Here is a 20447-nt window from a genome sequence, read left to right on the forward strand (position 1 = left end):
CATCGACAAATCAACGCAGCCGGGCCTTCGGGCGAGCTGCGGTGCACACATTCCCTGTTCCCCATCCCCCATTCCCACTCCAAAGTGTCTTGTCGTCGCTGAACGCACTGATACAATGTGCCGATTGTATGAATTGAATCGAGTCAAACCGACCCCCTGGGCCTGGTAAACGCTTGATCCGAGTTGCTTCCGAACCGTTCCCCAACGGTCCGCTGATGCGCCTTCGAGGCGCGGAGGTACGTTCCATCGTGCTTGCCGAATACTGGCCCATTCTGCTTTTTATCGCCGTCGCCACGGGCCTAGGCCTGGTGCTGCTGGTCATTGGCCTCCTGGCCGGCCCACGTCGTCCGGAGTCGCACAAGCTCTCGCCGTACGAGTGCGGTTTCGAAGCCTTCGAAGATGCGCGCATGCGTTTCGACGTTCGCTACTACCTGCTGGCCATCCTTTTCATCATCTTCGATCTTGAAGTCGCCTTCCTGTTCCCCTGGGCGGTGGTGTTCGACAAGATCGGCCTGATCGCGCTGGTCGAGATGGCGCTGTTCCTGGTGCTGTTGGTGGTCGGTTTCGCTTACGTGTGGAAGAAGGGAGCACTGGAATGGGAGTGATCTCTTCCCTCGACCGGGTGATGCACAACCCGCAGCCGTTGAACCTAGTCGACGACATTCTGCGTCCGGCCGGCGACAACCCGATCGTGCAGCGCGGCTTTGCCACCACCAGCGTCGATGCGCTGATGAACTGGGCGCGCACCGGCTCGATGTGGCCGATGACCTTCGGTCTGGCCTGCTGCGCAGTCGAAATGATGCACGCCGGCGCGGCGCGCCTGGACCTGGACCGCTACGGCGTGATCTTCCGCCCGAGTCCGCGCCAGTCCGACGTGATGATCGTGGCTGGCACCCTGGTCAACAAGATGGCCCCCGCGTTGCGCAAGGTTTACGACCAGATGCCCGACCCGAAGTGGGTGATCTCCATGGGCAGCTGCGCCAACGGCGGCGGCTACTACCACTATTCGTATTCTGTGGTGCGTGGTTGCGACCGCATCGTGCCGGTGGATATTTACGTGCCGGGCTGCCCGCCGACGGCCGAGGCACTGATTCACGGGATTCTGCAGTTGCAGAAGAAGATTCGTCGCACCAGCACCATCGCGCGTTCCTGAGAGCTGTCTGGCCATGACTGATACGCAATCGAACTCGCTGGTCGAGCGCCTTGCCGCGCGATTCGGCGATCTGCTGGCGGTAACCGTCGCCCGCAATGAAGTCACCGCCGAGCTGGCGGCCTCCGACCTGATCGCCGTTGCCACCGCGCTGCGCGACGAAGCCCCGTTCCGCTTCTCCGAAGCGGTCGACGTCTGCGGCGTCGACTATCTCGGCTACGGCCAGACCGAATGGGATACCCAGACCATTTCCAGCACCGGCTTCTCGCGTGGCGTAGAAGGCGAGGCGATGGGTCGCTTCAAATGGGCCGACCGCCCGCGTGACGTCGAGCAGCCGCGCCGTTTCGCCGCCGTGATTCATCTGCTGTCGATCGAGCACAACCAGCGCTTGCGTCTGCGCGTCTTCTGCGAAGACGACAGCCTGCCGGTGGTGCCGTCGCTGACCGGCATCTGGCCGGGCGTGAACTGGTTCGAGCGCGAGGCGTTCGACCTCTACGGCATCATTTTCGAAGGCCACCCGGACCTGCGCCGCATCCTGACCGACTACGGTTTCGTCGGCCATCCGTTCCGCAAGGACTTCCCGCTGATTGGCAACGTCGAAGTGCGTTACGACCCCGAGCAGAAGCGCGTTGTCTACGAACCCGTATCGATCGAACCGCGCGTGCTGGTGCCGCGCGTGATCCGTGACGACGCCGACCTCACGCAGGCCAAGGCCGAAGCCGCCGACAACTGGCGGGAGAATTGAGCATGCAGGAAATTCGCAATTACACGATGAACTTCGGCCCGCAGCATCCGGCCGCGCACGGTGTGCTGCGTCTGGTGCTGGAGATGGACGGCGAAACCATCGTCCGTGCCGATCCGCACGTCGGTCTGCTTCATCGCGGCACCGAAAAGCTGGCGGAGTCCAAGCCGTTCAACCAGTCGATCGGCTACATGGACCGTCTCGACTACGTGTCGATGATGTGCAACGAGCACGCCTACGTCATGGCGATCGAGAACCTGCTCGGTATCCAGGCGCCGGAACGTGCGCAGTACATCCGCACGATGTTCGACGAGATCACCCGTATCCTGAACCACCTGATGTGGATCGGCTCCAACGCGCTCGACCTGGGTGCGATGGCGGTGTTCCTCTACGCGTTCCGCGAGCGCGAAGAGCTGATGGACGTCTATGAGGCCGTATCGGGCGCGCGCATGCACGCGACCTATTACCGTCCGGGCGGCGTCTATCGCGATCTGCCGGGTCATATGTCGCAGTACCGCGAGTCGCCCTGGCACAAGGGCAACGACCTGAAGCGCCTGAACAGCTGGCGCGAAGGTTCGATGCTCGACTTCCTTGATGCGTTCACCAACGATTTCCCGGCACGCGTCGACGAATACGAAGAACTGCTGACCAATAACCGTATCTGGAAGCAGCGCACCGTGGGCATCGGCGTGATCTCGCCGGAGCTGGCCCAGCAGTGGGGCATGACCGGTGCGATGCTGCGCGGTTCGGGCGTGGCCTGGGATCTGCGCAAGAAGCAGCCGTACGCCAAGTACGCGCAGATGGATTTCGATATCCCGGTCGGCGTCAACGGCGACTGCTACGACCGCTATCTGGTGCGCGTGGAAGAGATGCGCCAGTCCAATCGCATCATCAAGCAGTGCGTGCAGTGGCTGCGTGCCAACCCCGGCCCGGTGATGCTGAAAAACTTCAAGGTCTCGCCACCGTCGCGCGAGGAAATGAAGGAGGACATGGAAGCCCTCATTCATCACTTCAAACTGTTTACCGAAGGCTATGGCGTGCCGGCCGGCGAAACCTATGCAGCGGTCGAGGCGCCCAAGGGCGAGTTCGGTTGCTACCTGGTTTCCGACGGCGCCAACAAGCCGTTCCGCGTGCATCTGCGCGCACCGGGTTTTGCCCATCTGTCGTCGATCGATCCCATCGTGAGTGGCCACATGCTGGCCGACGTGGTGGCGATGATCGGCACCTATGACCTCGTGTTCGGCGAAGTCGATCGCTGAGCCGACGGGAGCATATGCAATGAAAGCCACCGGAAATTACGAGCAGGTCAAGAACGTCGATCCGCTCGTCGTACTGAACGACCATACCCGCCATCACATCGATGAGTGGGTGGCCAAGTTCCCGCCCGATCGCAAGCGCTCGGCGGTGATCCAATCGCTGTTTGCCGCGCAGGAGCAGAACAACGGCTTCCTGACCGACGAGCTGATCAATGCCGTCGCCAAATACCTGGACCTGCCGCCCGTGTGGGCATACGAGGTCGCCAGCTTCTATTCGATGCTGGAAACCAAGCCGGTCGGTCGCAACAACGTGGCGATCTGCACCAATGTCTCGTGCTGGTTGAACGGCGCCGAAGACCTGGTGCGTCATTGCGAGAAGAAACTCGGTATCAAGCTTGGCGAAAGCACCGCCGATGGCCGCGTCTATCTCAAGCGCGAAGAAGAATGCATTGCTGCGTGCGCCTGCGCACCGGCGATGACCGTCAATGGTCACTACCACGAGCGTCTCACGACTGAAAAAGTCGACGAGATTCTCGACGGTTTGAAGTAAGGGCTTCGGCAATGGCATACGGTCCGGCACCCAAAGAACATCAGGTCGTCTACACCACGCTTCATTTCGAGAAGCCGTGGGCGATGGAAAGCTACGTCCAGGTTGGTGGCTACGAAGCGTGGAAGAAAATCCTCGCCGAGAAGCCCGACCCGACCACGCTGATCGACGAGATCAAGAAGAGCAATCTGCGCGGGCGCGGCGGCGCGGGTTTCCCGACCGGCTTGAAGTGGTCCTTCATGCCCAAGGGCGACATGCAGAAGTACATCCTCTGCAACTCCGACGAATCGGAGCCGGGCACCTGCAAGGATCGCGACATCCTGCGCTTCAATCCGCATGCGGTGATCGAAGGCATGGCGATCGCGTGCTACTGCACCGGTTCGACCGCGGCCTATAACTATCTGCGCGGCGAGTTCCATCACGAGCCGTACGAGCATCTCGAAGAGGCGCTCAAAGAGGCGTATGCCGCGGGCCTGCTGGGCAAGAACATCCAGGGCACCGGCCTCAATATCGATATCTATAACGCGCTTGGTGCGGGTGCGTACATCTGCGGCGAAGAAACCGCGCTGATGGAATCGCTCGAAGGCAAGAAGGGCCAGCCGCGCTTCAAGCCGCCGTTCCCGGCCAACTTCGGCCTGTACGGCAAGCCGTCGACGATCAACAACACCGAAACCTATGCCTCGGTTCCCTCGATCCTGCGCAAGGGCGCGGACTGGTTCCTGGCGCAGAGCAAGACCAAGAACGGCGGGCCGAAGGTGTTCTCGGTCTCCGGCTGCGTACAGAAGGGCGGCAACTTCGAAGTGCCGCTCGGCACCACCTTCGACGAACTGCTGGAAATGGCTGGCGGACTGCGTCCGGGCCGTACCTTGAAGGGTGCGATTCCTGGCGGTGTGTCGATGCCGGTGCTGACTGCCGAGCAGTTGAAGGGCCTGCCGATGGATTACGACACGCTGCGTGATCTCAAGACCGGCCTGGGCTCGGGCGCGATCGTGGTGCTGGACGACACCGTCTGCACGGTGCGCTTCACCCGTCGCATTTCGCAGTTCTTCTACAAGGAATCGTGCGGCCAGTGCACGCCGTGCCGCGAAGGCACCGGCTGGATGAATCGCGTGCTGACGCGCATCGTCGACGGGCAGGGCACGATGGACGACCTGCATCGCCTGAAGGCCATCGCCGGCCAGATCGAAGGCCACACCATCTGTGCCTTCGGCGAAGCCGCCGCGTGGCCGGTGCAGGGTTTCCTGCGCCAGTTCTGGCATGAATTCGAGTACTACATCGTTAACGGTCGCTCGATCGTCGACGACAAGATCGGAGCTGCTGCATGAGCGCCCAACCCACCGCCGCCGTTTCCGATCTGCTGAACATCGAGATCGACGGCAAGCCCACGCAGATTCGCAAGGGTGCGATGATCATCGAAGCGGCCGACGCCATTGGCGTCGCGATTCCGCGTTTCTGCTATCACCGCAAGCTGCCGATCGCCGCCAACTGCCGCATGTGCCTGGTCGAAGTGGAAATGGGCGGCAAGCCCATGCCCAAGCCGCAGCCGGCCTGCGCCACTCCGGTGGCCGAAGGCATGAAGGTGCAGACCCGTTCGGCTACCGCGCTGAAGTACCAGCGCGACGTGATGGAATTCCTGCTGATCAACCATCCGCTCGACTGTCCGATCTGCGATCAGGGCGGCGAGTGCGAGCTGCAGGACGTTTCGCTCGGCTACGGCCGCGGCGTGTCGCGCTACACCGAGCGCAAGCGCACCATCGCCGATGAAAACATCGGGCCGCTGGTCGCTACCGAGATGACCCGCTGCATCCAGTGCACGCGCTGCGTGCGCTTCACCAGCGAAATCGCCGGCACCTACGAGCTCGGCGGTATGAGCCGCGGCGACAACTTGCAGATCGGTACTTACATCGGCAAGACGCTGGAAACCGAGCTGTCGGGCAACATCATCGACGTCTGCCCGGTCGGCGCACTGACCAACAAACCGTTCCAGTTCCAGGCGCGCGCCTGGGAACTGGTCGCCAAGCCGTCGGTGGCCTACCACGACGCGCTCGGTTCCAACCTGTGGTTGCACACGCGCCGCGGCGAAGTGCTGCGTACCGTGCCGCGCGACAACGAAGCGGTCAACGAATGCTGGTTGTCCGACCGCGACCGTTACAGCCACCAGGGCATGTACGTCGAAGACCGTCTGCGCGCGCCGCAGGTGAAGCGTAACGGTCAGTGGACTGCGACCACCTGGGAAGACGCGCTTACCGTCGCCGCCGAGGCCTTGAAGAAGGTGCCGGGCAGCGAGCTGGGCATGCTGGTGCATCCGGCCACCTCGAACGAGGAAGGCGATCTGCTGATGCGTCTGGCGCGTGGCCTGGGCAGCGCCCATGTCGACCATCGCCTGCGTCAGCAGGACTTTGCCGACAATGCCGTCGCACAGACGTTCGCTACGCCAGTGGCCTCGCTGGACAAGGTCAAGGCCGTACTGCTGGTTGGCTCGGATCTGCGTCACGAACTGCCGCTGGTCAATCATCGCGTGCATCAGGCAGTGAAGAAGGGCGCCAAGGTCTTCGCGGTCAATCCGGCCGAGTTCGATTTCAACTATCCGCTGGCCCATGAAGCCGTGGTCGCGCCGCAGCATCTGGTCGATGCGTTGCTGGCGGTGGCCAAGGCTGCCGCAGAAGGCGGCGCGACGTTGCCGTCGTTCGCGACGGACGCCGCCGCGAACGTGGAAGTGACCGACAAGGCACGCGCTGCGATTGCCGCGCTGAAGTCCGGCCATGCTGCCGTGATCGTGGGCGAAGCCGCCGTCACGCATCCGCAGGCTTCGTGGCTGCGCGCGATCGCACGCTTCATCGCCGACGCCACGGGCGCCGGTTACAACGAACTTCCGGTCGGTGCGAATGCGATCGGTCTCGCCCGTGTCGGCGTGCTGCCGGCCAATGGCGGGCTCGATGCGCAGGCGATGCTGGCGCAGCCGCGCAAGGCTTACGTCTTGTACGGCGCCGAGCCGCCGCACGATTTCGCCGATGGCACCGCGGTGCTCAAGGCCTTGCATGCCGCCGAACAGGTTGTCGCATTCAGCGCTTACGCCAGCCCCGTGTTGCGCGATGTCGCCGACGTGATCCTGCCGATCGGCCTGTTGCCGGAAATCGACGCGACCCTGGTCAACGTCGACGGCATGGTGCAGAGCGTGGGCGCCGGTTCGCAGGCACCGGGCGATGCGCGTCCGGGCTGGAAGGTGCTGCGTGCACTGGGCGGCCTGTTGAAGGTGGCCAGCTTCGAGTTCGACGATCTGGCCGGTCTGCGTGAAGGCATCACCGAGCGCGCGCACACCGCGCGTGGCGAGGTTGCCGCACGCCAGGCCTTCAACGGTCTGAGCCGTCTGGCCACCTGGCCGATCTACCGCACCGACGCGGTGCTGCGTCGTGCCAAGGCACTGGGCGAGCATCCGCTCAACCGCACACCGGCCATTCGCCTGAGCGCGGCTGAAGCGCAGCGCCAGGGCCTGGCCGATGGTGGCAAGGCAACCATCGCCGGCGTGACCTTGCCGGTGGCGATCGACAGCACGGTGCCCGATGGCACGGTGTGGATCGAGGCCGCGCACAACGACACCGCCACGCTGCCGCCGTACGGCGCGGCCATCACCTTGAGCAAGGCGTAAACCATGGAGCAGATCCTCAACCAGCTGGTTTGGCCGTTGGTCTACATCATTTGCATCGTGCTGCCCCTGATCATCGGCGTGGCGATGTTCGTGTACTGGGAGCGCAAGGTCATCGGCTGGATGCACGTGCGCATGGGACCGAACAAGATCGGTCCGCTGGGCTTGCTGCAGGCCTTCGCCGACGTGGTCAAGCTGCTGATCAAGGAAGTGATCCTTCCGACCAGCGCGAACAAGTTCCTGTACTACCTCGCACCCTTGCTGGCGTTGATTCCCGCGCTGGCCGCGTGGGCGGTGATTCCGTTCAGCGAGAAAATGGTGCTCGCCAACGTCAATGCAGGTGTGCTCTATCTGCTGGCGATGACCTCGCTGGGCGTGTACGGCATCATCCTGGCCGGTTGGGCATCCAACTCGCGCTACGCGCTGCTTGGTGCGATGCGTTCGGCCGCGCAGGTCATCTCCTATGAACTGGCCATGGGCCTGTGCCTGGTCTGCGTGCTGGTGCTCGCCGGTAGCTTGAACCTGACCGACATCGTGCATGCGCAGACCGGTCACAAGGGTGTCTTCGACTGGTTCATGTGGCCGCTGCTGCCGGTCTTCATCATCTATTTCATCTCGGGCGTAGCCGAAACCAACCGCGCGCCGTTCGACGTGGCCGAAGGCGAGTCGGAAATCGTCGCCGGTTTCCACGTGGAATATTCCGGTTCGGCGTTTGCGATCTTCTTCCTGGCCGAATACGCCAACATGATCCTGGTCAGCTTCCTGGCGGCCACCTTGTTCATGGGCGGCTGGCTGTCGCCGTTCCCGACCTCATGGGGCTTCATCGGGCAGGGCGGTTTCCTCTGGCTGTTCATCAAGGCTTTCGTGTTCGCCTTCATGTTCCTGTGGTTCCGCGCCAGCTTCCCGCGTTACCGCTACGACCAGATCATGCGTCTGGGCTGGAAGGTCTTTATCCCCATCACGATCGTATGGGTCCTGGTAGCCGGCTGCATGAAGTATTTCGGCTGGGTCAGCATCGGCACGGGAGCTTAAAAAAAGCCATGTCTCGCGTAACTCACTATTTCAAGAGCCTCCTGCTCATCGAGCTGCTGAAGGGCATGGCGCTGACCATGCGCTACATGTTCAGCCCGAAGTACACGATGCGCTACCCGATGGAGCACATCCCCAAGTCGAACCGCTTCCGCGGTCTGCATGCGTTGCGTCGTTATCCCAACGGCGAAGAGCGCTGCATCGCGTGCAAGCTGTGCGAGGCGGTGTGCCCGGCCCTGGCGATCACCATCGACTCGGCACCGCGCCCGGGTGACGGCCAGCGCCGCACCACGCGTTACGACATCGATCTTTTCAAGTGCATCTTTTGCGGCTTCTGCGAGGAGAGCTGCCCGGTCGACTCGATCGTGGAAACGCACGTGCACGAATATCACTTCGAGCATCGCGGCGAGAACGTGGTGACCAAGCCGCAGCTGCTCGCCATCGGCGACCGCTTCGAGAAGGACATCGCGGCAGCTCGCGCGCAAGACGCCGCGTATCGCTGAGGACGGGACATCATGATCGATCCGCAATTGTTCCAACTCATCTGCTTCTACGCCTTCGGCGCGGTGACCATCATCGCGGCGCTCGGTGTGATCACCCTGAAAAATACAGTGCACGCGGTGCTGTCGCTGGTGCTGACCTTTTTCAGCACGGCCTGCATCTGGTTGCTGGCCGAGGCGGAATTCCTCGCCATCGCCCTGATCGTCGTCTACGTCGGCGCGGTCATGGTGCTGTTCCTGTTCGTGGTGATGATGCTGGACATCGACAAGGAAAACGTCCGCGAGGGCTTCATCAAGTTCCTGCCGGTGGGCATCATCGTGGCCCTGGTCATGCTGGGCGAGATGCTGGCGCTGATCGGCGTGCGTGCGATGCACGCCCAGGTGATGGGTGCCAACCCCGCAACCGCAGCCGGCCTCTCCAATACCGAGTGGCTGGGCAAGGCGCTGTACACGCAGTTCCTGCTGCCGTTCGAAATCGCCGCGTTGATTCTTACCGTGGGCGTGGTCGCTGCGGTGGCCCTGACCTTGCGCCATCGTGGTGGCGTGCGCCATCAGACGGCGTTGCAGCAGGTCAGCATCAATCCGCGTGACCGCGTGCGCCTGATCAAGATGGCCGCCGAACAGCCGGCCGCGACGTCGCCGCAACAGGAGTCCACCCCATGATCACGCTTTCGCATTTCATCGTGCTGGGTGCGGTGCTGTTCTGCATCGCGGTGGCCAGCCTGTTCATCAACCGCAAGAACGTCATCGTGTTGCTGATGTCGATCGAGCTGATGCTGCTGGCGGTGAACATCAACTTCGTCGCGTTCTCGCGCTTCATCGGCGATCCGGCGGGGCAGGTGTTCGTGTTTTTCATTCTCACGGTGGCCGCGGCGGAAACCGCGATCGGCCTGGCGATCCTGGTCCTGCTGTTCCGCAATCGCAGCACGATCAATATCGCCGAAATCGACAGCATGAAGGGTTGAGTCGATGCAACTGTCTACCTCCATTCTGCTGGTCATCGCGCTCGCGCCGCTGGTCGGCTGTCTGCTCGCCGGCTTTCTTGGTCGCTTCATAGGCCGCGCCGGTTCGCATACCGCGACCATCCTGGGCGTGGCCGTCTCGTGTGCACTGTCGATGTACGTGCTGTACCAGATGTGCACCGGCGCCGAGATCTACAACCACAACATCTACACCTGGTTCGAGATCGGCAAGTTCAGCGCCAGCGTCGGCTTCATGATCGACAAGCTGTCGGCCATGATGATGGTCGTGGTTACCTTCGTGTCGCTGCTGGTGCATATCTACACCATCGGCTACATGGCCGATGACGACGGTTACCAGCGCTTCTTCAGCTACATCTCGCTGTTCACCTTCTCGATGTTGATGCTCGTGATGAGCAACAACTTCATGCAGCTGTTCTTCGGCTGGGAAGCGGTGGGCCTGGTCTCTTACCTGCTGATCGGTTTCTGGTTCAAGCGCCCGACGGCGATCTTCGCCAACCTGAAGGCCTTCCTGGTCAACCGCGTGGGCGACTTCGGCTTCCTGCTGGGTATCGCGGCGATCCTGTATTTCCTGGGTACGCTGGACTACGCCACGGCCTTCACCAATGCGGACAGCCTGATCGGTCGCACCTTGCATATCACGGCCAATACGCAGTGGGATGCCGCCACGGTGATCAGCATCCTGCTGTTCATCGGTGCGATGGGTAAATCCGCCCAGGTGCCGCTGCACGTGTGGCTGCCCGACTCGATGGAAGGCCCAACCCCGATCTCCGCACTGATCCATGCAGCGACGATGGTGACCGCCGGCATCTTCATGGTCGCGCGCATGTCGCCGATCTTCGAACTGTCCGAGTCGGCACTGAGCTTCGTGATGATCATCGGCGCGACGGGTGCCTTGTTCACCGGCCTGATCGGTATCGTGCAGAACGACATCAAGCGCGTGGTGGCATATTCGACGCTGTCGCAGCTGGGCTATATGACCGTGGCGCTCGGCGTCTCGGCCTATGCCGGCGCGGTGTTCCACCTGATGACCCACGCCTTCTTCAAGGCGCTGCTGTTCCTGGGCGCGGGTTCGGTGATCATCGCCATGCACCATGAGCAGGACATGCGCTACATGGGCGGCCTGCGCAAGTACATGCCCATCACCTGGATCACCATGTGGATCGGTTCATTGGCCTTGTGTGGCGTGCCGTTCTTCGCGGGTTTCTATTCGAAGGACGCGATCATCGAGGCCGTGGGCGAGTCGCATCGCTGGGGCGCCACCTATGCCCATTTCTGCGTGATGGCCGGCGCCTTCGTCACTGCGCTGTATACGTTCCGCCAGATGTACCTGACCTTTCATGGTAAGGAACGCTTCAAGGTCGTTTCCGACCATGGGCACGTTCATGATCATCACGATGAGCATCATGATGATCATGATCACCACGAGTCGGGCGTGCTGCATCATGCGCCGAAAGAATCGCCGTGGGTGGTGACCTTGCCGCTGATCTTGTTGGCGATTCCGTCGCTGGTGATCGGTTACCTAGCGGTCCAGCCGATGCTGTTCGGCCACTGGTTCGGCGATGCCATCCGTCTGCACGAAGGCAACGACGTGCTGGAGAAGGTGGGCGAAGGGTTCACCAGCTCGTTCGCCATGGCCTTGCACGGCTTCACCCAGTTGCCGTTTATCCTGGTGGCGCTCGCCTTCATCATCACGACCTACATCTACCTGTTCAACCCGGCCATGGCCGGCAGGATCAAGTCGTGGCTCAAGCCGCTGTGGACCGTGCTGGATCGCAAGTACTGGATCGACAATGTGTACTTCGCCGTGTTCGCCAAGGGCGGCGTGGCGCTGGGGCGCGCGTTGTGGAAGGGCGGCGATACCGCGGTGATCGATGGCATCGTGGTCGACGGCTCCGCTTCGCTGGTGCAGCGCATCGCCTCGGTCGCGCGCCGTTTGCAGTCCGGTTATCTCTATCACTACGCCTTCGCGATGATTCTCGGCCTGATCCTGCTGCTTGGCGGGTACTGGCTGGTCGGGCAATAAGGGAAACGTTCCATGTCCAATTACTTGCTCAGCCTGCTGATCTGGCTACCCGTCGTCGGTGCCATACCGGTGCTGCTTGCCGGTTCGGCCCGTCCGAACCTGGCGCGCTGGCTCTCGCTGCTCGTCGCCATGTTGACCTTCGTGGTCAGCCTGATGCTGCTGCCGCACTTCAATGCCAGTGACGCGACCAAGCAGCTGGTCGAAAACTACAGCTGGATCACCTCGATCAACGTGCACTACGCCCTGGGCGTGGATGGCATTTCGGTCGCGCTGATTCTGCTGACCACCTTTGTCGGCATCCTGGTGATCGTCGGCGCCTGGGAGGTCATCCAGGACAAGCCGCATCAGTACATGGCGGCCATGCTGGTGCTCGAAGGCCTGATGATCGGTGTGTTCTGCGCGACGGACGCATTGCTGTTCTATGTGTTCTTCGAAGCCATGCTGATCCCGATGTTCATCCTGATCGGCATGTGGGGTGGTCCGCGCCGCGTGTACGCGACGCTGAAGTTCTTCATCTACACCTTCCTCGGCTCGATCTTCATGTTGATCGGCCTGATCTACCTGTACAACAAGACCGGCGGCAGCTTCGACCTGGCCACCTGGGCGGCGCAGCCGCTGAGCATGAAGGAGCAGAGCTGGCTGTTCTTCGCCTTCCTGCTGGCCTTTGCAGTGAAGGTCCCGATGGTGCCGGTGCATACGTGGCTGCCGGACGCCCACGTGGAAGCGCCCACCGGCGGTTCGGTGGTGCTGGCCGCGGTGATGCTGAAGATCGGCGGCTACGGTTTCCTGCGTTTCTCGCTGCCGATCGTGCCGGATGCGTCCGAGTATTACGCCTGGCTGGTGATCGCGCTCAGCTTGATCGCGGTGGTCTACATCGGCTATATCGCGCTGGTGCAGGAGGACATGAAGAAGCTGGTGGCGTATTCGTCCGTGGCGCACATGGGCTTTGTCACCCTGGGTATCTTCGTGGCGTTCCTGCTGGTGCGCGAGCACAACAACCTGGATGCCGGCAATCTGGCGATGCAGGGTGCGATGGTGCAGATGATTTCGCACGGCTTCGTCTCCGGCGCGATGTTCTCGTGCATCGGCGTGCTCTACGACCGCCTGCACACGCGTCAGATCAAGGACTACGGCGGCGTCATCAACGTGATGCCCTGGTTCGGTTTCTTCTATGTGCTGTTTGCGATGGCCAACAGCGGTCTGCCGGGCACCAGCGGTTTCGTCGGCGAGTTCTTCGTGATCCTGGCCAGCTTCAGCGCCAACCCCTGGATCGCCTTGTTCGCAGCCTTCACCCTGATCATCGGCGCCGCCTACACCTTGTGGATGGTCAAGCGCGTGCTGTGGGGTGAAGTCACCAATCCGCACGTGGCCGAAATGAAAGACATCAACGGCCGCGAAGCCTTTGTGCTGATCGCGTTCGCCGCGGCGGTCATCGCCCTGGGCGTGTGGCCGCAGCCGCTGATTCACCTGATGGACGCTTCGGTGACGCAGCTCGTGCAGCAGTTGGCCAATCACAAGGTTTAAGCAGGGCTGATCATGAATCTTCCAAATCTCAATGACATTCTGATCCTGCTGCCCGAGGCCTACCTGACGGTTGCCGCGTGCTTGCTGCTACTGATCGATGCCTTCATGAAGCCCTCGCAGCGCGGGACGCTGCATTGGATGTCGATCGCGGTGCTGCTGGTCGGGATCTACCTGGTAGTGGCGCAACAGCCGGATGTGAGCGTCAACGCCTTCAGCGGCATGTTCGTGCGCGACCGCGTGTCGGAGATACTCAAGGTCTTCGCGCTGCTCGCCACCGTGCTGGTGTTTATCTACGGTCGCCCGTACCTGACCGATCGCAAGCTGTTCGTCGGTGAGTTCTACACGCTGATGATCTTCGCGGTGATCGGCATCATGCTGCTGGTCTCGGCCGGTAGCCTGGTGACGATCTACCTGGGTCTGGAGCTGCTGACGCTGTCCTCGTATGCGCTGGTCGCACTGAATCGCGATTCGCGTCTGTCCTCCGAGGCAGCGATCAAGTACTTCGTGCTGGGCGCTCTGGCCTCGGGCATGCTCTTGTACGGCATGTCGATGGTCTACGGTGCCGCGCATACGCTGGATCTGCATCAGCTGCATGCCGCCGCCGCGCATACCGACATGCCCAACCTGATGCTGTTCGGCATGATGTTCATGATCGTCGGCATCGGCTTCAAGCTCGGCGCCGCCCCGTTCCACATGTGGATCCCGGATGTTTACGAGGGTTCGCCGACCGCCGTGACCATCTTCATCGGCTCGGCGCCGAAGCTGGCCGCGTTCGGTATGGCCTACCGCCTGCTGGATTCGGGCCTGGGTGACCTGTCGCATTACTGGCAGCCGCTGCTGGCCTCGCTGGCGGTGCTGTCGCTGGCGATCGGTAACCTGGTTGCCATCGTGCAGACCAACCTGAAGCGTCTGCTGGCGTATTCGACCATCTCGCACATGGGTTACCTGCTGCTCGGCCTGGTCAATGCCGGGCCGGAAGGCTACGCCGCGGCGATGTTCTACGCGATCAGCTACACGCTGATGGGTACCGCGGCCTTCGGCATGATCCTGGCGCTCGCACGCAGCGGTTTCGAGTGCGAGAACATCGACGACCTGAAGGGCTTGAACCGCCGTTCGCCGTGGATGGCGTTCCTGATGATGCTGGTGATGTTCTCGCTTGCCGGCGTACCGCCGCTGTTCGGCTTCTTCGCCAAGCTGCTGGTGCTGCAGGCCGCGATCCACGCCGGCATGATGTGGCTGGCCATCGTGGGTGCGGTGTTCGCGATCATCGGTCTGTATTACTACCTGCGCGTGGTCAAGGTGATGTACTTCGACCAGCCGGTGGAAGGTACGGAGATCAAGGTGCAGGGCGACGTATCGCTGCGTCTGGTGCTGTCGATCAATGCGCTGGCCTTGCTCGCGCTGGGTTTTGGTTCGAGCCCGTTGCTTGCCTGGTGCCGTAGTGCATTTGGCGCATAAGCGTACTTGCTGAAAGATTTAAAAAAGCCCGCAAATTGCGGGCTTTTTTTTGAATTTGTTCATCGGGCGCATAAGCAATTTTACGTTTTTGTGAAAAAAATTCACGAAACAACTTGCAAGAAATCGGCCATGTCGTTAGACTTCTCGAACTCTGATGCGGGGTGGAGCAGTCTGGCAGCTCGTCGGGCTCATAACCCGAAGGTCGTAGGTTCGAATCCTACCCCCGCTACCAGGATCTTTCTTAGAACAAGAAAGCCTCCTCGTGAGGCTTTTTTGTTGGGCGCAAGGATGCGTCGCATGAGCGTCACAGCTATCTTTCAAGCTAGCGGCGCCGGTGCCCGGGAAGCATCTGGACGAGTCGGGACATCGGCGAGGACGCTCTCACTGAGGGCAGGGAATGGGCCGCTTGAGCCCATTTTTCGTTTCTGGCGACTGGAAATTTTATGGATACGCAGGCACTCGCAACTCGATTTACCGAGGTTTTGGCCGATTTGGGGCTGGAATGCATCGGCGTGGAGTTCACCCCGTCGCAGGGGCAGAGTACTCTGCGCGTCTATCTGGACGTCGAAGGCCGTGAAGTGGGTCTGGACGACTGTGAGGCGGCCAGCCGCGAGCTGTCGGCGATGCTGGACGTGGAAGATCCGATTCCCGGCCATTATCTTTTGGAAGTTTCTTCGCCGGGTATCGATCGGCCGCTGTTTACTGCGGCGCAGTTCGCTAAATACGTGGGCGGAGAAGTGAAACTGCTGCTCAAGGCGCCGCTGGAAGGGCGTCGCCGCCTGAAAGGCAAGGTATTGGCAGTGGAAGGCGAGCGGATTTCGCTCGAGGCAGAAGGCAAGACTTTCGATTTCGAGCATTCGGCGGTGGAAAGCGCGCGCGTGGTGCCTGATTGGGTGGCGCTCGGTTATGTGCCGCAGCCCAAGCCGGGTGGCAAGAAGCCGGCGACTAAGAAGGCTTCGAAGAAGTAATTCAACTAGAGCGATCGGACGCTAGGCGGCGTCGATGGAGTTGCTGCAATGAGCAAAGAATTATTGTTGGTTGTCGATGCGGTTGCCAACGAAAAAGGCGTGCCGCGCGAAGTGATTTTCCAGGCGATGGAAGCGGCGCTGGCGTCGGCCGCGAAGAAGCGCTATCCGGACGAAGATCCGAATATCCGTGTGTCGATCGATCGCCAGAGCGGCGAGTACGAGACCTTCCGTCGTTGGGAAATCATTGCCGACGACGGCGAGATGGAATCCCCGTTCCACCAGCTGCGCCTGATGGACGCCGTGGACGAGCGCGAAGACGCGCAGATCGGCGAATACATCGAACAGCAGATTGAAAATGCCGAATTCGGCCGCATTGCTGCACAGGCCGCCAAGCAGGTGATCGTGCAGCGCGTGCGCGAAGCCGAGCGCCAGCAGGTGGTCGATGCGTTCAAGGATCGCGTCGGCGAGTTGATCACCGGCATCGTCAAGCGCGTCGAGCGCGGCAATGTCTATCTGGACCTGGGCAGCAACGCCGAAGCGTTCATTCCGCGCGACAAGACGATTCCGCGCGAATCGGCCCGTGTCGGCGACCGCGTTCGCGGCTACCTGTACGAAGTACGTTCGGAAGTGCGTGGCCCGCAGCTGTTCGTCTCGCGCGCCGCCCCCGAATTCATGATGGAGCTGTTCAAGCTCGAAGTGCCGGAAGTCGGCCAGGGCCTGGTCGAGATCAAGGGCTGCGCGCGTGATCCGGGCGACCGCGCCAAGATCGCCGTGGTCGCGCACGACAGCCGTACCGATCCGATCGGTGCCTGCATCGGCATGCGCGGTTCGCGCGTGCAGGCGGTGTCCAACGAGCTCAACGGCGAGCGCGTGGACATCATCCTGTGGCACGAGAACCAGGCGCAGTACGTCATCAATGCGATGGCGCCGGCCGAAGTGCAGTCGATCATCATGGACGAAGAAAAGCACTCGATGGACATCGCGGTGGCCGAGGACAAGCTGTCCCAGGCCATCGGCCGCGGTGGCCAGAACGTGCGTCTGGCCAGCAAGCTCACCGGCTGGCAGCTCAACGTGATGACCCAGGACCAGGTCACCGCCAAGAGCGAAGCCGAGCAGGAAGCCGCCCGCCAGCTGTTCATGGACAAGCTGGAAGTGGACCAGGAGATCGCCAACATCCTCGTGCAGGAAGGTTTCTCCAGCGTCGAGGAAATCGCCTATGTGCCCAGCGCCGAGCTGCTGGCCGTCGAGGGCTTCGACGAGGACATCGTCGAGGAACTCCGCGCCCGCGCCCGCGACGCGCTGCTGACCGAGGCGTTGGCGGTGGAAGAGGGCATCGAAGACCATCAGCCGTCCGACGAGCTGCTGGGCCTGCCCGGGATGGACGAAGCCACGGCGTATGTGCTGGCTTCACGTGAAGTAGTGACACTGGACGATCTGGCCGACCTCGCGGTCGATGACCTGATCGATATCGACGGCATGGACGAAGAGCGCGCCGCCGCGCTGATCATGGCTGCACGTGCGCCGATGATCGAGCGCCTGGAGAAAGGTGGCTGACCGCGGGTGGCAGCACCCTCGGATGGGTGCGCCCAGAGAGACTGCGATGTCTCTCACCAAGGATGGCGGTGGCTGTATGGCAAGCCGTACAGACGATAAGCGCGGGAACGGCGGAGAAAGAACACGATGTCAGATGTGACGATTAAACAATTGGCCCAGGTATTGAGCATGCCGGTCGACAAGCTGCTGACGCAGCTGTCCGAAGCGGGTATGCCTTTTTCCGACCCGGAGCAGGTCATCAGCAGCACCGAAAAGGTGAAACTGCTGGGCTTTCTGCGCCGTACGCACGGTAAAAGCGAGGCCACCGTCGAGGCCGACGACAGCTCGCCGCGCCAGATCACGCTCAAGCGCCGCAAGGTCAGCGAACTGAAAGTCGCGACTCCGGGCGGGCGTGGTGCCGCAGCCGCCAAGACGGTCAACGTGGAAGTGCGCGCCAAGCGCACCTACGTCAAGCGCAGCGTGATCGCCGAGGAAGCCAGCGGCGATGCCACGCGCGAAGACGCCGTGCGCAAGCTGCAGGAATCGCAGCAGCAGCGCGACCACGAAGAGAACGAGCGCCTGGAAATCGAGCGCCGCCGCCACGCGGAAGCGGAGCAGCGCGCCGAAGAAGAGCGCCAGCAGGCCGAAGCCGCCGAGTTGCAGCGTCAGCAGGCCGAAGCCGAGGCACTGGCTGCCCAGGAGCGGGCTCGCGAAGCGGATGAAGCCGCCGCACGCCAATCGCAGGGCGAAGCGCAGGTCCCTGCCGTCGAAGCGACCCCTGCGGCCGCTCCGACCCCCACGCGTGCAGATAGAGACAAGACGCTGGTCATGCCGACGCAGAAGATTGACCCGAAGGCGCTGGGCATGATCCTGCCGCGCATTCACGAGCCGCGTCGCCGCGAAATCAAGCCGGTGGCAGTGCCTGCACCGGCGCCCGCGCCCGCGCCGGCCCCTGCTGCCGCACCGGCCCACGCTCCTGCCCGTGCGGCTGGATCGCCGGCCCCGGCAGCCGGCAACGCTGCTGCCCCGGCCAACGCCGACGCACGCAACAAGCCGCGTCATGGCGGCGGTGGCGGTGGGCGCGATCGCGACGAAGGCCCGGGCGGCAAGCGTTTCGCCTCCGGTGAGCTGCATCTGAGCGATGCCGACCGCGCGCGCCGCTCCAGCAAGCGTGGCAAGCCCGGCAAGGGCGGCAACAGCCGCGACAACTTCCGTGGTGGCGGTACGCAGGCAGCCAGTGGTACGCATGGTTTCTCGCGTCCGACCGCTCCGGTCGTGCGTGAGGTAGTGATCGGCGACAACAACGTCGTGGCCGAGCTCGCCAACAAGATGGCGGTCAAGGGTTCGGAAGTGGTCAAGGCGCTGTTCAAGATGGGCGTCATGGCGACCATCAACCAGACCATCGATCACGACACCGCCGTGCTGGTGGTGGAAGAACTCGGTCACAAGCCGGTCGACGTCAGCCAGGACAACGCCGAAGCGGCGCTCGCGGCACACACCCAGAATGCCGAGCTGGAGGGCGAGAAGGTCGCGCGTCCGCCGGTCGTCACCATCATGGGTCACGTCGACCACGGTAAGACCTCGCTGCTCGATTACATCCGCCGGACCAAGGTCGCCTCGGGCGAAGCCGGTGGCATTACCCAGCATATCGGTGCGTATCATGTGGAAACGCCCAAGGGCGTCATCACCTTCCTCGATACCCCGGGCCATGCCGCGTTCACCTCGATGCGTGCCCGCGGTGCGCAGTCCACGGATATCGTGGTGCTGGTGGTTGCGGCCGACGACGGCGTCATGCCGCAGACGGCCGAAGCCGTGCAGCATGCGCGCGCCGCCAAGGTGCCGCTGATCGTTGCGGTCAACAAGATGGACAAGTCCGACGCCAATCCGGACCACGTCAAGCAGGGCCTGGGCGTACTGGAAGTGATCCCGGAAGAATGGGGTGGCGACACGCCGTTCGTGCCGGTATCGGCCAAGACCGGCATGGGTATCGACGAACTGCTCGACGCCATTTCGGTTCAGGCTGAAGTGATGGAGCTGACCGCCGTCGAAGACGGCCCGGCCTCGGGTGTGGTGATCGAATCGAGCCTCGACCGCGGTCGTGGTCCGGTCGCCACCGTGCTGGTGCAGCAGGGTACGTTGAAGCGCGGCGACTTCGTTGTCTGCGGTATCGAATACGGCCGTATGCGTGCACTGGTCGACGAGAACGGCAAGACCGTGCAGTCGGCCGGCCCGTCGATCCCGGTGCAGGTGCTGGGTCTGTCCGGCGTGCCCGAATCGGGTGACGACTTCGTGGTCGTGGCCGACGAGCGCCTAGCGCGCGAAGTGGCCGCCGAGCGTCAGTTGAAGCGTCGCGAAACGCGCATGGTCAGCAAGGCCAACCGCCTGGAAGACATCATGGCGCAGATGAGCCAGGGTGCCGAGCAGCAGACGCTCAATATCCTGGTCAAGGCCGACGTGCAGGGTTCGGTGCAGGCGTTGCGTGAATCGCTCAGCCAGATCGGCAACGAGAATGTGAAGGTCAACGTGATCGCGGCCGGCGTCGGTGGCATCACCGAGTCCGACGCCACGCTCGCCGCCGCCTCGAAGGCGCTGGTGATCGGCTTCAACGTCCGTGCCGATGCCTCGGCACGCAAGGTGATCGATACGGCGGGCCTCGACGTCCGTTACTTCTCGATCATCTACGACGTGATCGACCAGGTGAAGCAGGCCGCTTCGGGTCTGTTGGGCATGGAAGTGCGCGAAGAGATCATCGGTGTCGCGCAGGTTCGCGAAGTCTTCCGCAGCTCCAAGTTCGGCGCGGTGGCCGGTTGCATGGTCATCGAAGGCAACGTCAAGCGCAGCAAGCCGATCCGCGTGCTTCGCGACAACACCGTCGTGTTCCAGGGCGAACTGGAATCGCTGCGTCGCTTCAAGGACCTCGTCGACGAAGTACGCAACGGCATGGAATGCGGTATCGCCGTGAAGCAGTACAACGACGTCAAGGTCGGCGATCAGATCGAGTGCTTCGAACGTATCGAAGTGGCTCGTTCGCTGTAAGAGCGGAGTTGGGAGATGGGTAGCGGGAGCGCATGCTCCCGCGCCTCGCAAGTCG

Annotated in this window: 17 protein-coding genes and 1 tRNA gene; all 18 read left to right on the forward strand. The window is 62.4% G+C overall.

The annotated features are described in order from the left end of the window. Positions 1-248: 248 nt before the first annotated feature. The 18 genes from QMG46_RS13680 (at position 249) to infB (ending at position 20392) form a co-directional block, all read left to right on the forward strand. Positions 249-605, forward strand: coding sequence for an NADH-quinone oxidoreductase subunit A (locus tag QMG46_RS13680; RefSeq protein ID WP_281852894.1), 357 nt, complete (start codon positions 249-251; stop codon positions 603-605). Further along, positions 596-1153 (forward strand): NuoB/complex I 20 kDa subunit family protein, encoded by a 558-nt coding sequence (locus QMG46_RS13685; RefSeq protein WP_281848380.1) that lies wholly within the window; start codon positions 596-598, stop codon positions 1151-1153. Before QMG46_RS13680 ends, QMG46_RS13685 begins: the two co-directional genes overlap by 10 nt. A 13-nt stretch (positions 1154-1166) precedes the next feature. Then, positions 1167-1895 (forward strand): NADH-quinone oxidoreductase subunit C, encoded by a 729-nt coding sequence (locus tag QMG46_RS13690; protein WP_281848381.1) that lies wholly within the window; start codon positions 1167-1169, stop codon positions 1893-1895. Positions 1896-1897: 2 nt separating this feature from the next. Next, positions 1898-3151, forward strand: a complete 1254-nt coding sequence (locus QMG46_RS13695) for an NADH-quinone oxidoreductase subunit D (protein WP_281848382.1) — start codon at positions 1898-1900, stop codon at positions 3149-3151. A gap of 19 nt (positions 3152-3170) precedes the next feature. Beyond that, positions 3171-3698: an NADH-quinone oxidoreductase subunit NuoE gene (gene nuoE / locus QMG46_RS13700; RefSeq protein ID WP_281848383.1), complete on the forward strand. Its 528-nt coding sequence runs from the start codon at positions 3171-3173 to the stop codon at positions 3696-3698. An 11-nt stretch (positions 3699-3709) separates the two neighbouring features. After that, positions 3710-5020 (forward strand): NADH-quinone oxidoreductase subunit NuoF, encoded by a 1311-nt coding sequence (gene nuoF, locus QMG46_RS13705; RefSeq protein ID WP_281848384.1) that lies wholly within the window; start codon positions 3710-3712, stop codon positions 5018-5020. Further along, positions 5017-7341, forward strand: coding sequence for an NADH-quinone oxidoreductase subunit NuoG (gene nuoG, locus QMG46_RS13710; RefSeq protein ID WP_281848385.1), 2325 nt, complete (start codon positions 5017-5019; stop codon positions 7339-7341). Before nuoF ends, nuoG begins: the two co-directional genes overlap by 4 nt. Positions 7342-7344: 3 nt before the next feature. Then, positions 7345-8370 (forward strand): NADH-quinone oxidoreductase subunit NuoH, encoded by a 1026-nt coding sequence (gene nuoH, locus QMG46_RS13715; protein ID WP_281848386.1) that lies wholly within the window; start codon positions 7345-7347, stop codon positions 8368-8370. A gap of 8 nt (positions 8371-8378) precedes the next feature. Beyond that, positions 8379-8870 carry an NADH-quinone oxidoreductase subunit NuoI gene (gene nuoI / locus QMG46_RS13720; RefSeq protein WP_281848387.1) on the forward strand — a complete coding sequence of 164 codons (492 nt, stop codon included), beginning with the start codon at positions 8379-8381 and terminating at the stop codon, positions 8868-8870. Between the two features lie 12 nt (positions 8871-8882). Then, a complete protein-coding gene (locus tag QMG46_RS13725) occupies positions 8883-9530 on the forward strand; it encodes an NADH-quinone oxidoreductase subunit J (RefSeq protein WP_281848388.1) in 648 nt (215 codons plus the stop codon). Continuing rightward, complete coding sequence (nuoK, locus tag QMG46_RS13730; RefSeq protein ID WP_281848389.1) at positions 9527-9832, forward strand: NADH-quinone oxidoreductase subunit NuoK; 306 nt, start codon at positions 9527-9529, stop codon at positions 9830-9832. Before QMG46_RS13725 ends, nuoK begins: the two co-directional genes overlap by 4 nt. Before the next feature lie 4 nt (positions 9833-9836). Further along, on the forward strand, positions 9837-11873 hold the full coding sequence (gene nuoL / locus QMG46_RS13735) for an NADH-quinone oxidoreductase subunit L (protein WP_281848390.1): 2037 nt from the start codon (positions 9837-9839) through the stop codon (positions 11871-11873). A 12-nt stretch (positions 11874-11885) separates the two neighbouring features. Continuing rightward, positions 11886-13397, forward strand: a complete 1512-nt coding sequence (locus QMG46_RS13740; protein WP_281848391.1) for an NADH-quinone oxidoreductase subunit M — start codon at positions 11886-11888, stop codon at positions 13395-13397. A gap of 12 nt (positions 13398-13409) precedes the next feature. Further along, positions 13410-14855 (forward strand): NADH-quinone oxidoreductase subunit NuoN, encoded by a 1446-nt coding sequence (gene nuoN, locus QMG46_RS13745; protein WP_281848392.1) that lies wholly within the window; start codon positions 13410-13412, stop codon positions 14853-14855. Between the two features lie 155 nt (positions 14856-15010). Then, positions 15011-15087: transfer RNA gene (locus QMG46_RS13750), tRNA-Met, on the forward strand. A gap of 211 nt (positions 15088-15298) precedes the next feature. Beyond that, positions 15299-15823: a ribosome maturation factor RimP gene (gene rimP, locus QMG46_RS13755; RefSeq protein ID WP_281848393.1), complete on the forward strand. Its 525-nt coding sequence runs from the start codon at positions 15299-15301 to the stop codon at positions 15821-15823. A gap of 48 nt (positions 15824-15871) precedes the next feature. Next, positions 15872-17377: a transcription termination factor NusA gene (gene nusA, locus QMG46_RS13760; RefSeq protein WP_281848394.1), complete on the forward strand. Its 1506-nt coding sequence runs from the start codon at positions 15872-15874 to the stop codon at positions 17375-17377. Between the two features lie 126 nt (positions 17378-17503). Continuing rightward, positions 17504-20392 (forward strand): translation initiation factor IF-2, encoded by a 2889-nt coding sequence (gene infB, locus QMG46_RS13765; protein WP_281848395.1) that lies wholly within the window; start codon positions 17504-17506, stop codon positions 20390-20392. The last annotated feature ends 55 nt before the right edge of the window (positions 20393-20447 follow it).

The organism is Dyella sp. GSA-30, from assembly GCF_027924605.1.
Lineage (GTDB): Bacteria > Pseudomonadota > Gammaproteobacteria > Xanthomonadales > Rhodanobacteraceae > GSA-30.

Bases quoted from the DNA above. Each gene is read 5' to 3' on its own strand.
- nuoK (WP_281848389.1), top strand. From the start codon at position 9,527: ATGATCACGCTTTCGCATTTCATCGTGCTGGGTGCGGTGCTGTTCTGC.
- nuoE (WP_281848383.1), top strand. From the start codon at position 3,171: ATGAAAGCCACCGGAAATTACGAGCAGGTCAAGAACGTCGATCCGCTC.
- nuoN (WP_281848392.1), top strand. From the start codon at position 13,410: ATGAATCTTCCAAATCTCAATGACATTCTGATCCTGCTGCCCGAGGCC.
- QMG46_RS13695 (WP_281848382.1), top strand. From the start codon at position 1,898: ATGCAGGAAATTCGCAATTACACGATGAACTTCGGCCCGCAGCATCCG.
- nuoF (WP_281848384.1), top strand. From the start codon at position 3,710: ATGGCATACGGTCCGGCACCCAAAGAACATCAGGTCGTCTACACCACG.
- QMG46_RS13685 (WP_281848380.1), top strand. From the start codon at position 596: ATGGGAGTGATCTCTTCCCTCGACCGGGTGATGCACAACCCGCAGCCG.
- nuoL (WP_281848390.1), top strand. From the start codon at position 9,837: ATGCAACTGTCTACCTCCATTCTGCTGGTCATCGCGCTCGCGCCGCTG.
- QMG46_RS13690 (WP_281848381.1), top strand. From the start codon at position 1,167: ATGACTGATACGCAATCGAACTCGCTGGTCGAGCGCCTTGCCGCGCGA.
- QMG46_RS13740 (WP_281848391.1), top strand. From the start codon at position 11,886: ATGTCCAATTACTTGCTCAGCCTGCTGATCTGGCTACCCGTCGTCGGT.
- QMG46_RS13725 (WP_281848388.1), top strand. From the start codon at position 8,883: ATGATCGATCCGCAATTGTTCCAACTCATCTGCTTCTACGCCTTCGGC.
- rimP (WP_281848393.1), top strand. From the start codon at position 15,299: ATGGATACGCAGGCACTCGCAACTCGATTTACCGAGGTTTTGGCCGAT.
- nuoG (WP_281848385.1), top strand. From the start codon at position 5,017: ATGAGCGCCCAACCCACCGCCGCCGTTTCCGATCTGCTGAACATCGAG.
- nuoH (WP_281848386.1), top strand. From the start codon at position 7,345: ATGGAGCAGATCCTCAACCAGCTGGTTTGGCCGTTGGTCTACATCATT.
- infB (WP_281848395.1), top strand. From the start codon at position 17,504: ATGTCAGATGTGACGATTAAACAATTGGCCCAGGTATTGAGCATGCCG.
- nuoI (WP_281848387.1), top strand. From the start codon at position 8,379: ATGTCTCGCGTAACTCACTATTTCAAGAGCCTCCTGCTCATCGAGCTG.
- nusA (WP_281848394.1), top strand. From the start codon at position 15,872: ATGAGCAAAGAATTATTGTTGGTTGTCGATGCGGTTGCCAACGAAAAA.